Annotated in this window: 8 protein-coding genes, 2 rRNA genes, 1 other RNA gene and 1 other annotated feature (2 of these 12 cut by a window edge); of the genes, 3 read left to right on the top strand and 8 right to left on the bottom strand. The window is 40.6% G+C overall.

Annotated elements, in window-relative coordinates; translation table 11 throughout:
* The 3 genes from dnaX to tadA all read right to left on the bottom strand — a co-directional run.
* Nucleotides 1–1,530 carry the 5' portion of a DNA polymerase III subunit gamma/tau gene (dnaX, locus tag F7984_RS00105; RefSeq protein WP_151675495.1) on the bottom strand. 159 nt of this gene lie to the left of the window's left edge, so 1,530 of the gene's 1,689 nt are visible here — the first part of the coding sequence; the start codon lies at nucleotides 1,528–1,530; its stop codon lies beyond the left edge, outside the window.
* Nucleotides 1,531–1,658: 128 nt separating this feature from the next.
* An RNA gene (ffs, locus tag F7984_RS00100) (signal recognition particle sRNA large type) lies at nucleotides 1,659–1,923 on the bottom strand.
* Nucleotides 1,924–2,014: 91 nt separating this feature from the next.
* Nucleotides 2,015–2,512, bottom strand: a complete 498-nt coding sequence (tadA, locus tag F7984_RS00095) for a tRNA adenosine(34) deaminase TadA (RefSeq protein WP_066103321.1) — start codon at nucleotides 2,510–2,512, stop codon at nucleotides 2,015–2,017.
* 143 nt (nucleotides 2,513–2,655) lie between these two features.
* Here tadA and F7984_RS00090 point away from each other — a divergent pair, with 143 nt between their 5' ends.
* Together F7984_RS00090 and F7984_RS00085 are read left to right on the top strand one after the other, a co-directional pair.
* On the top strand, nucleotides 2,656–3,294 hold the full coding sequence (locus F7984_RS00090; RefSeq protein ID WP_066103319.1) for a deoxynucleoside kinase: 639 nt from the start codon (nucleotides 2,656–2,658) through the stop codon (nucleotides 3,292–3,294).
* Nucleotides 3,291–3,965 (top strand): deoxynucleoside kinase, encoded by a 675-nt coding sequence (locus F7984_RS00085; protein WP_066103316.1) that lies wholly within the window; start codon nucleotides 3,291–3,293, stop codon nucleotides 3,963–3,965. Before F7984_RS00090 ends, F7984_RS00085 begins: the two co-directional genes overlap by 4 nt.
* A 499-nt stretch (nucleotides 3,966–4,464) precedes the next feature.
* On the opposite strand, the gene serS is transcribed toward F7984_RS00085, so the two are convergent.
* The 3 genes from serS to guaB form a co-directional block, all read right to left on the bottom strand.
* Nucleotides 4,465–5,745 carry a serine--tRNA ligase gene (gene serS, locus F7984_RS00080; RefSeq protein WP_066103313.1) on the bottom strand — a complete coding sequence of 427 codons (1,281 nt, stop codon included), beginning with the start codon at nucleotides 5,743–5,745 and terminating at the stop codon, nucleotides 4,465–4,467.
* Nucleotides 5,746–5,797: 52 nt separating this feature from the next.
* Nucleotides 5,798–6,027 (bottom strand) — a binding site (T-box leader).
* Between the two features lie 72 nt (nucleotides 6,028–6,099).
* Complete coding sequence (locus F7984_RS00075; protein ID WP_151675494.1) at nucleotides 6,100–7,422, bottom strand: serine hydrolase; 1,323 nt, start codon at nucleotides 7,420–7,422, stop codon at nucleotides 6,100–6,102.
* A 124-nt stretch (nucleotides 7,423–7,546) separates the two neighbouring features.
* Nucleotides 7,547–9,013: an IMP dehydrogenase gene (gene guaB / locus F7984_RS00070; RefSeq protein ID WP_066103306.1), complete on the bottom strand. Its 1,467-nt coding sequence runs from the start codon at nucleotides 9,011–9,013 to the stop codon at nucleotides 7,547–7,549.
* Nucleotides 9,014–9,124: 111 nt separating this feature from the next.
* Between guaB and F7984_RS00065 the strand changes: the two genes are divergently transcribed.
* Nucleotides 9,125–10,099 carry a YaaC family protein gene (locus tag F7984_RS00065; RefSeq protein WP_066103303.1) on the top strand — a complete coding sequence of 325 codons (975 nt, stop codon included), beginning with the start codon at nucleotides 9,125–9,127 and terminating at the stop codon, nucleotides 10,097–10,099.
* A 246-nt stretch (nucleotides 10,100–10,345) separates the two neighbouring features.
* Here F7984_RS00065 and rrf read toward each other — a convergent pair.
* Together rrf and F7984_RS00055 are read right to left on the bottom strand one after the other, a co-directional pair.
* Nucleotides 10,346–10,462, bottom strand: a 5S ribosomal RNA gene (gene rrf / locus F7984_RS00060).
* 70 nt (nucleotides 10,463–10,532) lie between these two features.
* A 23S ribosomal RNA gene (locus F7984_RS00055) occupies nucleotides 10,533–12,500 on the bottom strand (it continues 968 nt past the right edge of the window).

Below are 12,500 nucleotides of genomic sequence, written 5' to 3'. Positions count from 1 at the left end.
GCCAACAATATCGTATAGATTGCCTGTCACTTGCTGTAGTGTACCCTTTAAACCACTGATGAACTCCTGATTATTCATAGCCATTTGGCAATGAATTTCATATTTGAATTTTAACACAAAAGCATCATTAGAGGCAGCTACAGGTTCTGCATCATTTAATAATGCCGCCTGTGATTTTTTCAGCGATTCAAGCATTCCACCCCAATTGCTTTTTATCTTTAATAAATCGGGCTTGGTTGCTCTTTTTAATATATCGTTAACTCGTCCTACCGGCACTTTAAAGGATCGGTTTGTTGTTACTTTAGCCTTTTCTTTAGCAGGAGCTGAGTCTTTATTAATCGCAACTCCATTTTCACGTATGGTGTTTAACTGAGTTTCCAGTTGATTGATTTTATTCATTAGTTTTTGAATCGTGTCGTCTGTAACTGAACTCTTGCTGCTTTCCGGTTCACTTTGGCAAAGCTTTACCAACAAAACCTCCAAAAATATTCTAGGGTGACTGGACCACTTCATTTCCTGAATAGAACGATTCCATTGATCAATCCAAAAATGAAGTTGATCTGACGAAATGTTTTCAGCAAGTTCTTTAAAATCTTGATCTATATAAACTCTTTCCATTGAATCCTCGAGCTCTGGTGCCGCCTGAAATAGGAGCATGTCCCGAAAATACAGAATCATATCTTCAACAAAACGAATTGGATCTTTCCCTAAAGCTAGTAATTCCTGGAGTTGATTTAATGCTTCGGCCGTCTCTCTCTTATAGATTGCACTTACAATCTTAGTTAAAAAGGATTGTGAAACAGCTCCAGTAACGGTCAGTGCATCCTCTAATGTAATGTTGTCGGAACCAAATGATATGGACTGGTCCAGCAAACTCAAGGCATCCCTCATACCGCCTTCTGCCGCTCTTGCGATAACCAATAATGCATTCTGATCGTATGAAATGCCGGTTTCAGTTAAGATTCTTTCCATCCTTCCGACAATATCCTGTGGAGTGATGCGTTTGAAATCGAAGCGTTGACATCTTGAAATAATAGTGAGAGGAATTTTATGTGGCTCGGTAGTAGCTAAAATGAATATAACATGAGCCGGTGGTTCTTCAAGTGTTTTCAGTAAAGCGTTGAAGGCCCCAGTTGACAACATATGGACTTCATCAATGATATACACTTTGTACTTAACCGATGAAGGCGCATATTTTACCTTATCACGTATATCTCTAATTTCTTCAACTCCATTATTGGAGGCTGCGTCAATTTCTAATACATCAGAGATCGAACCATCTGTTATACCCCTGCATGATGCACATTCATTACATGGCTCCTGAACTGGGGCATGCTCACAGTTAACTGCTTTCGCTAATATTTTCGCTGCACTTGTTTTACCTGTCCCACGTGGACCTGAAAAAAGGTAAGCATGGGATATTTTTTGGTGCAGCAGGGCATTTTGGAGCGTTTTAGTAACATGTTCCTGACCGATCACATCTTCAAAAGCCTGAGGACGCCAAACTCGGTATAATGCTTGATAACCCAATATTCCTGCCCCTTCCTTACATAATCCCTTATATTATATCGTAAATAGTGACATTTACAAACGGCAAAAATGCATAAAAAAAACCATTCTTTAAACGAATGGTTTTAATCTTTTTATGTAAATAACTGCCGTGCACCCTCCGTTGATAGATATCCATAAGCGGAACCAGTGCAGTTAGCTCAGTCCAGGCTGCCCTGCGGCACATGAGAGGTCTTACTTACTGCTGCTTCCTTCCGGACCTGACAGGGTTCATAAGTTCCCATTGCGCAGGACCCAGACGTCAACACCACTTACAAAGGTCAGACCCTACAGAGTACCTACCGAGGGAGGGAATTCCGTCTTGCTAGAGCGGATTGCAAGTACAGGACACCGCTACCTTCCCACCTAGCACGGCAAATTTGAAACCAATATTAGGCGTCTTTACTGACGCATAAATTAGTATACCTATAAATAAATAAAAATGCAATATCTTGAACCTGTAAATTCATCCATTGTTTTCCGACTGTCTATTTCTCTTTGCGAGTTTCTTCTTTTCCCTTAAGTCTCTAAAAAAGGATGTTAATAAGTGACTGCACTCCTCTTCACATACCCCTGTAATTACCTCACATTGATGGTTAAAACGTGAATCATCGAGGAGATTCATAAATGTTCCCGCACAGCCTGCTTTTGGATCATTTGCACCATATACTACCCGATCAACACGAGACATCAAAATAGCACCGGCACACATCGGGCAAGGTTCCAATGTAACATATAGGGATGCCCCTTCAAGTCGCCATGTACCCAATTTCTCGCAAGCATTCTGGATTGCTAGAATTTCAGCATGGGCGGTAGCACTTTGATTCGTCTCTCTCAGATTATGCCCACGAGCAATGATCTTTCCATCTTTAACAATAACCGCTCCAATCGGAACTTCATTACTGTCTTGTGCAGCTTTTGCTTGTTCAATTGCTTCTTGCATAAAAAATTTATCATCATTCATTTTGCTAAAACCCCTTAAACAGTAGGATTATAAAAATATGGACTTTATTTATCAATATTATTTATAATGAATTCTTAAGTCTATATGGTACAATAATACTCGGTCTTTAGAAAAGAGTAACATAAAGGTAAGGAGGACCTCATATGAACCATACCCCATTTATTACTGTTGAAGGTCCCATTGGTGTGGGGAAAACTTCATTGGCGAAAGCAATAGCCAGCCATTTTCAATATAAGCTGCTAAAGGAAATAGTTGATGAAAATCCGTTTTTAGATAAATTCTATGATGATATTCAGGAATGGAGCTTTCAAACAGAAATGTTCTTCCTATGTAATCGTTATAAACAATTAGAGGATATTCAAGTAAAGTATATCCAAAATAATCAACCCGTCGTAGCAGATTATCATATCTTTAAAAATCTCATCTTTGCCCAAAGAACCATACAAGAGTCTCAATTCAGCAAGTACAAAGACATATACTCCATACTAACTATGGATATGCCAAGACCTAATATGGTCATTTATCTGGACGCAAGTATTGAAACGCTAATGCATCGAATTGCACTCCGCGGCAGAGAATTTGAGAAAAATATAAGTGAAAAATATTTAATGCAGTTATCAGAAGACTACGCTCAATTCATGAATGAATTTGAAGCAGCTCATCCTGATATCCCGGTACTTCGCTTTAATGGTGATGAAATGGACTTCATCCTAAGAAAAGAAGACCTGGATTTGATCTTAACGTCTGTATCTAATCAACTGCAAAAAGGAGTTTGTTCATGATTCTTCATCCTAAATATCAAATCCCTAAAAGTGCTGTTATTACTGTAGCCGGTACTGTCGGCGTTGGAAAATCTACATTAACAAAAGCATTAGCAGAAGAACTCGATTTTCGTACTTCCTTTGAAAAGGTAGATACTAATCCTTATCTTGACAGTTTTTATGCTGACTTTTCACGTTGGAGCTTCCATCTTCAAATCTATTTCTTAGCAGAACGCTATAAAGAGCAAAAACGTATTTTCGAATATGGCGGTGGTTTTATTCAAGACCGCTCTATTTATGAGGATACAGGCATCTTCGCAAAAATGCATTATGACAAAGGAACCATGAATCCAACAGATTATGAAACCTATACAAGTCTTTTTGAAGCTATGGTGATGACTCCATATTTTCCGCATCCAGATTTACTTATTTATCTGGAAGGCTCCCTGGATGATATTCTTAACCGTATTCAATTGCGCGGCAGAGAAATGGAGCAGCAAACTCCTGTAGAATATTGGGAGGAAATGCATGGAAGATATGAAAAGTGGATTAATTCCTTCAATGCTTGCCCAATATTGCGATTAAATATTAAAGATTATGATTTAGCTGAAGATCCAAATGCTGTTCACGATATTCTTGAACGTGTATCAGAACAAATTCAGCAATCTGGAAAATTGAAAAAGGTATTTTAAAAATATTACATTTTATACTACCTAGAAGGTTTGACCTATTAGGGCTGCTTAAAGGACCTGATTTCGCTATTCTTACCGGAATCAGGTCTTTAATTTTATCTTCATTGTCATTCTACTATTAGATATAGTCCGCCAGTTATTTCTCAAAATCCCTATCCTACGTGCTCTCCCCACCCACCTAAAACAGATTGAGCTATTCCTGCGCTTAAGGCTATATAACTTATTCGAATCCAATTAAATATATTTTGACCACTTCAATGCATTATCTCCTATTAAAAAATATCTATATAAACATCCCTTAAAAGGCAGATTAATGCCTAACTTTTAAGGAGCACTCATTTTTATATAAAAAGGGATATCCACATGCCAAACTTGGCGGATGTGGATATCCCTTTGTTAGTTATACTTATTATTTGGCGAAGGGATCGATTCCAACACAGTCCTTCAAATGGACTTTAGCACCCTTCCCCATATCAGCAGTTTGTGAATGCTCTTCATCTTAAGCTTTTGTGATAACTTTTTTTCCACCCATATAAGGTTGAAGAGCTTCTGGAATTAATACAGATCCATCTTCCTGCTGATAATTTTCAAGGATTGCAGCAACAGTACGTCCAATCGCTAGGCCAGATCCATTTAATGTGTGAACATGCTCAGGCTTAGCGTTTATATCTCTGCGGAAACGAATATTGGCACGACGAGCCTGGAAGGCTTCAAAATTACTGCAAGAAGAAATTTCACGATACGTCTCATAGCTTGGAATCCAAACTTCTAAATCATATTTTTTAGCTGCTGTGAAACCAAGATCTGCCGTACACATTTTTAACACACGGTATGGAAGCCCAAGCAATTGCAGAACTTTTTCCGCATGGCCTGTTAGTTTTTCCAATTCTTCATAAGAATCCTCTGGTCTTACAAATTTAACGAGCTCTACTTTGTTAAATTGATGCTGGCGAATTAATCCACGTGTATCACGACCTGCAGATCCTGCTTCAGATCGGAAACAAGCACTGTAAGCAGCATAGCTTATTGGCAGTTCATCACCAGATAGTATTTCATCGCGGTGATAGTTCGTAACTGGAACTTCAGCAGTAGGAACTAAGAAGTAATCCTCACTGTTAATTAAGAAAGCATCCTCTTCAAATTTAGGCAGCTGGCCCGTACCTGTCATGCTTGCACGATTAACTATGTAAGGCGGAAGCATTTCTGTATAACCATGTTCTTCAACGTGTAGATCTAACATAAAGCTTGCTAAAGCACGTTCAAGTCTTGCTCCTAATCCTTTGTAAAATACAAAGCGGCTTCCTGTAACTTTTCCAGCGCGTTCAAAATCAATGATTCCTAAATCAGCAGCTATCTCCCAGTGTGGCTTTGGCTCGAATCCAAAGTCTCTCACTTCTCCCCACTTTCGCGCCTCAACGTTTTCATCCTCAGAATCTCCGACAGGAACACTTTCATGCGGGATATTAGGGATAGTCATCATAATTGAATCCAGTTCTTCTTCAATTGTACGCAATTCCTGATCGAAGCCTTTTATTTTTTCGCCAACCTCACGCATTTCAATAATTAACGCATCGGCATCCTTTTTCTCTTTTTTCAGCATAGCAATTTGTTGGGAGACTTCATTTCTTCTGCTTTTTAACTGTTCAGTTTCAACAATTAATTCTCTGCGGCGTTTATCGAGATCCTCAAATTTATCTAGATCATTCAAATCTTCCCCACGGTGTTTTAGCTTTTCCTTAACTTCTTCAAGGTTTGCACGCAATAGTTTTACATCAAGCATACTAAATTCCTCCTTTTAAATTATTGTAAACAAACAAAAAACTCCCGTCCCTAAAAGGGACGGAAGTTTTATCCGCGTTGCCACCCTAGTTATAGGCATTTTATATAAATGCCTACCACCTCATAAGATAACGGCTTTTAAAACCGAGGATATTTATTCTCCTTTAAGATTTCGATATCCTGCTCCGAGATGGATTCATCAGACGATATCGCCAGTTTGCACCACCCACTGGCTCTCTTCAGATATGCTACTCTGATTACTGGTTCTCATCAACGCTATTCGTTTATTCATTTAATATTCTATTAACTATCATACACTCTTCGCGCAACTATATTCAATCATAAAAATAAAATTTTAGAATAAACCTTTAACTGCTCCAGTGATACTATCCCACATATCACCGAAGAAGCCTCCGATTGCTCTCATGGATAATACAAACCAGTTTGACTTTTCAACAGTTTCAGCAGCTACAACATCAACGCTGATATTCTTTTGCCCTTCCTCTGTTAAGAAGCCAAGATCACTCTTGTCGGATTCAAGAGTTAGATAACCAACCTTATCTCCTTTTTTCACTGGAGCCACCAGGTTGCCATCTTCATCAAGCTTGTCCTTATCTAATACTAGTTTAGTCTTAAGATTTTCCTTTTCGCCATTTTTTACAATAAGGTTAATTGCCTTGTTTGTCTCAATAGCTACAGACTTTTCTTTCCCTTTTGCAACAGGTAGTGTTTTTTGACCTTTTACTTGATATCCTTTTTCTACAATCTCCTCTGTGGAGAAGTTATTAAAAGCATAGTTAAGTATTTTTTCAGTTTCTGAAAAACGTGACATTTTACTGTCTGCTTTCATCACAACTGAGATATATCTTTTTCCATCTCTTTCAGCTGTTGCAGTGAAACAGTTGCCGGCGAATTCTGTAGAACCGGTCTTTAATCCATCTACACCATTATACTCTGCAATCAATCCTGGCAACATCCAGTTGAAATTTTTATATGTTTTGCCATCTTTAAATTTTAATTCTGGCTTTTTAGCAGTATCTATCACCTCAGGATAGTCTGTTACTAAATGATATGCCAACTTAGCAGTTGCACGTGCTGACATAAGATTTTCATCATTCTCTTCACCTGCAGGATGCTGGCCAAGCAGGCTTGAGTTATTTAAACCGGACGAGTTAACGAATTTATAGTCTTTCAAACCTAACTCTTCGGCTTTCTCATTCATTAATTTCACGAAATTCTTTTCAGTACCGCCAACCACTTGTGCGAGAGCTACTGTAGCAGCATTACCTGAGAATATGGCCATTGCCTCGTAAAGCTCTTTAACAGTATAAGTTTCACCTTGTGTCAAACCTATATTCGATAAACCTGGAGCTCCTGAGAGTTTATGTACATATTCGTCAATTGTAACAGTTTGATCCCACTTAATTTTCCCGTCTTCAATAGCTTCTAATACAAGATACTCTGTCATCATTTTTGACATGGATGCTACGCCAAGCACCTTATCAGATTTTTTTTCGTAAAGAATCTTTCCACTAGTCGCATCTATTAGTATTGCTGCCTCAGCACTCAGTCCTAGCTCGTCTTCGGCATATGCAGTAGTATTCGTGAATGGAAAAACAAATGTAACAAGTAATGTTAATACAGCAAGTAAAGAAGTTAATTGTTTTGCCTGTCTCAAGTATATCCCCCCTGATTATCAATGATTGTCGATTAAACACTTTTGTTATTGTATCATAAAAGGACTAAAAAAAATAGACAGAGTATAAAGATACTCTGCCATCTTTTCTTTAGTGCTTGATAACTTAGTTATAGGAATAGTTCGGTGCCTCTTTTGTAATTTGTACATCATGCGGATGACTTTCTTTTAATCCAGCTCCAGTCATTCTGACAAATTGTGAATTCTCTCTGAGCTCTTCTAAATCTTTCGTTCCGCAATAACCCATACCTGCACGAAGACCACCGATAAGCTGATAAATCGTATCAGCTAATGGACCTTTATAAGGAATTCTTCCTTCTATACCTTCAGGAACAAATTTCTTCGCATCTTCCTGGAAGTAACGATCCTTAGATCCTTTTTCCATTGCTGCTACTGAACCCATGCCTCTGTATACTTTAAATCTTCTGCCTTGGAAGATTTCAGTGTCTCCCGGACTTTCAGTCACTCCTGCTAATAAGCTGCCCAGCATAACGGCATGTCCGCCTGCTGCTAATGCTTTAGCAACATCACCAGAGTATTTAATACCACCATCTGCAATAATCGACTTACCGTGCTTTCTTGCTTCAGTTGCACAATCATAAATGGCAGTGATTTGTGGCACACCTACACCAGCAACGACCCGTGTTGTACAAATAGAACCAGGTCCAATACCTACTTTTACAATATCAGCTCCAGCCTCAATTAACGCTCTTGTACCCTCAGCAGTTGCAACGTTCCCTGCAATAATAGTCAACTCAGGGAATGTTTCTCTAATTTCACGTACCTTATCAAGTACACCCTTAGAGTGGCCGTGCGCTGTATCCAGTACAATCGCATCTACATCTGCGCTAACCAGCATCTCTACCCTTTTCATAGTATCAGATGTAACACCTACAGCAGCAGCTACAAGTAATCTTCCGTATTTGTCTTTTGCTGATCTTGGGAATTCAATTATTTTTTCAATATCTTTAATAGTGATTAAGCCTTGAAGTGTACCCTCTTCATCTACTAGAGGGAGCTTTTCAATTTTATATTGCTGTAGAATTTTCTGCGCCTCTTCTAGATTAGTTCCCACAGGAGCTGTTACCAAGTTTTCCTTTGTCATAACATCATCAATACGCATGGAGTAATCGCGAATAAAGCGCATATCACGGTTTGTTATAATACCTACCAATTTCTTTTCTTCCTTGTTGTTAACAATTGGAACACCAGATATTCTATATTTGCCCATTAAATGCTCCGCATCGTAAACCTGGTTTTCTGGAGTTAAGAAAAATGGCTTTGTTATGACACCATTTTCGGAACGCTTTACTTTATCAACCTGTTCAGCTTGTTGTTCAATAGACATGTTCTTATGAATAACACCCAGTCCGCCTTGTCTAGCCATTGCTATAGCCATCTCAGACTCAGTTACTGTATCCATACCCGCACTAATTATAGGAATGTTTAGGGCTAAGTTGTCTGCTAAACTCACCTTTAGTGATACATCCTTAGGTAACACTTCAGATTTACCTGGTATAAGTAATACATCATCAAAGGTTAAGCCTTCTTTGGAAAATTTATCTTTCCACATATTATGTCCTCCATTCCCAAAAAAATTTATTTGTAGATTAACAATTGGACAAACTACTGTCAAGGAAAAAGTAACTAGTTTAAATATTCAAACAATTAAAGAGGGGTAGTTATGTCCAAACAACAATATGATTATAATCATCTGTTCTCACCTTATTATTCAACAAACTACACACAGAAATACTTAAAAAACGCCTATAATAAATTAGGACTACTGAATGCTGATACATATAGTTACGATAACTGTAACAAATTTATATCTTATCTTGAGACTGGAATACTTTATTTTAAACAGTTGGATACTCTTCCTATTCAGCTAAAACCGCTTCTTTTATACTATGGGTTTACTCATTTTTTAAAGGCATGTCTATTAGTTGTTGATCCGCTTTATCCGGAAACAACCGCTGTCTTATCTCATGGGGTATCCACAAGGAAAAAGAAAAAACAACAATACGAATTTCTTTTTGATGAAATTAAAATTCAGCGCCATGGATTATTTACTCACACAGCCGAGAAGATATATGGAATAAAGCAATTGGAGAACGAAAAAATAGCAATGATTGATATACTTCAGGAAATCCCTGAGCTTGGAATCCTTTTTAAAAGATTAAAAAATAAATGTACAAGTATTGAAGTTCTTTTTAACAAAGAACACACTGTAGTCCATCTACCGACTATCGTTTTGGATCAGTATAAAATGACCTCAGAACGTTTTAAGGACTTTCTTAACTCCAAGTGGGAGCTACCTATACAGGAAATACATCAGGATGGAGAGAAGAGATTGCATCTGCATTTTAAAAAAGCATACCTTCCGATACTTGGGGATGTACCTTTTAGATTTAATATACATTCGGACACATTCCATCTTTCCTTACAAAAAGAAGGATTAGCCTCTACCTTACCAGATCTTTTAATACTTTATTTACTATTGTATAACCTCAGTATGATTTCCCGATATGAAACGGAGTGGTGGTCAGACTTATTTAAGGAGATGCCCTTTTATGATCTTCCCTTTATCAATAGCTTACTGAGTATAGCTGAAATTAAAATCCCATTCTTGATATCGGAGTGGTTAGATTGTATATAGAGAATGTCTAATAAATAGGTCAGTGTGGCAATGCAAAGGGTTTGATAGTTAGGAATTAAGTAAAAATCGTTTATGCCATGTTTCCCTTTCTATTCCCTGCATCCGTCCAATATGGATCATACACACCTTTCTGCTATTTCTCATAACACTCGGTACCTTCTTCTCAACAAACGTTCGAAGGTATCCTTCAGTCTTAAAAACAACACAAAAAAAACCAGCTCATCAACTGAACTGGTTTCTTAAATTGCCCGGCAACGTCCTACTCTCACAGGGACTCGCGTCCCAACTACCATCGGCGCTGAAGAGCTTAACTTCCGTGTTCGGAATGGGAACGGGTGTGGCCTCTTCGCCATCATTACCGGACTATTTGGTTAGAAAGAAATCATTCCTTCAAAACTGGATAATGTAAGTTTGGCAAGTATGCTTGATTCATTTGGTTAAGTCCTCGAACGATTAGTATCCGTCAGCTCCATGTGTCACCACACTTCCACCTCGGACCTATCAACCTGATCATCTTTCAGGGTTCTTACTAGCTTGCGCTATGGGAAATCTCATCTCGAGGGGGGCTTCATGCTTAGATGCTTTCAGCACTTATCCCGTCCGCACGTAGCTACCCAGCTATGCTCTTGGCAGAACAACTGGTACACCAGCGGTGCGTCCATCCCGGTCCTCTCGTACTAAGGACAGCTCCTCTCAAATTTCCTGCGCCCACGACGGATAGGGACCGAACTGTCTCACGACGTTCTGAACCCAGCTCGCGTACCGCTTTAATGGGCGAACAGCCCAACCCTTGGGACCGACTACAGCCCCAGGATGCGATGAGCCGACATCGAGGTGCCAAACCTCCCCGTCGATGTGGACTCTTGGGGGAGATAAGCCTGTTATCCCCGGGGTAGCTTTTATCCGTTGAGCGATGGCCCTTCCATGCGGAACCACCGGATCACTAAGCCCGACTTTCGTCCCTGCTCGACTTGTAGGTCTCGCAGTCAAGCTCCCTTGTGCCTTTACACTCTGCGAATGATTTCCAACCATTCTGAGGGAACCTTTGGGCGCCTCCGTTACTCTTTAGGAGGCGACCGCCCCAGTCAAACTGCCCACCTGACACTGTCTCCCACCCCGATCAGGGGTGCGGGTTAGAATGTCAATACAGCCAGGGTAGTATCCCACCGATGCCTCCACCGAAGCTGGCGCTCCGGCTTCAAAGGCTCCTACCTATCCTGTACAAGCTGTACCAAAATTCAATATCAGGCTGCAGTAAAGCTCCACGGGGTCTTTCCGTCCTGTCGCGGGTAACCTGCATCTTCACAGGTACTATAATTTCACCGAGTCTCTCGTTGAGACAGTGCCCAGATCGTTACGCCTTTCGTGCGGGTCGGAACTTACCCGACAAGGAATTTCGCTACCTTAGGACCGTTATAGTTACGGCCGCCGTTTACTGGGGCTTCAATTCGCACCTTCGCTTGCGCTAAGCGCTCCTCTTAACCTTCCAGCACCGGGCAGGCGTCAGCCCCTATACTTCGCCTTGCGGCTTCGCAGAGACCTGTGTTTTTGCTAAACAGTCGCCTGGGCCTTTTCACTGCGGCTCTTCGAGGCTATAAACCTCTAATGAGCACCCCTTCTCCCGAAGTTACGGGGTCATTTTGCCGAGTTCCTTAACGAGAGTTCTCTCGATCACCTTAGGATTCTCTCCTCGCCTACCTGTGTCGGTTTGCGGTACGGGCACCTTCTTCCTCGCTAGAGGCTTTTCTTGGCAGTGTGGAATCAGGAACTTCGGTACTATAGTTCCCTCGCCATCACAGCTCAGCCTTATGTGATGAGCGGATTTGCCTGCTCATCGGCCTAACTGCTTGGACGCGCATATCCAACAGCGCGCTTACCCTATCCTACTGCGTCCCCCCATCACTCAAATGGAAGAGAGGTGGTACAGGAATATCAACCTGTTGTCCATCGCCTACGCCTTTCGGCCTCGGCTTAGGTCCCGACTAACCCTGAGCGGACGAGCCTTCCTCAGGAAACCTTAGGCATTCGGTGGAAGGGATTCTCACCCTTCTTTCGCTACTCATACCGGCATTCTCACTTCTAAGCGCTCCACATGTCCTTCCGGTCATGCTTCACAGCCCTTAGAACGCTCTCCTACCACGCATACCATACGGTATGCATCCACAGCTTCGGTGATACGTTTAGCCCCGGTACATTTTCGGCGCAGAGTCACTCGACCAGTGAGCTATTACGCACTCTTTAAATGGTGGCTGCTTCTAAGCCAACATCCTGGTTGTCTGGGCAACTCCACATCCTTTTCCACTTAACGTATACTTTGGGACCTTAGCTGGTGGTCTGGGCTGTTTCCCTTTTGACTACGGATCTTATCACTCGCAGTCTGACTCCCGAGTATAAGTCTTTG

This window comes from Pradoshia sp. D12, from assembly GCF_008935075.1.
GTDB lineage: Bacteria > Bacillota > Bacilli > Bacillales > Pradoshiaceae > Pradoshia.
This window is presented reverse-complemented; position numbering and strand designations above follow the sequence as displayed.

Coding starts and splice junctions, on each gene's coding strand:
- F7984_RS00090 (WP_066103319.1), top strand. CDS start 2,656: ATGAACCATACCCCATTTATTACTGTTGAAGGTCCCATTGGTGTGGGG.
- serS (WP_066103313.1), bottom strand. CDS start 5,745: ATGCTTGATGTAAAACTATTGCGTGCAAACCTTGAAGAAGTTAAGGAA.
- tadA (WP_066103321.1), bottom strand. CDS start 2,512: ATGAATGATGATAAATTTTTTATGCAAGAAGCAATTGAACAAGCAAAA.
- F7984_RS00085 (WP_066103316.1), top strand. CDS start 3,291: ATGATTCTTCATCCTAAATATCAAATCCCTAAAAGTGCTGTTATTACT.
- guaB (WP_066103306.1), bottom strand. CDS start 9,013: ATGTGGAAAGATAAATTTTCCAAAGAAGGCTTAACCTTTGATGATGTA.
- F7984_RS00065 (WP_066103303.1), top strand. CDS start 9,125: ATGTCCAAACAACAATATGATTATAATCATCTGTTCTCACCTTATTAT.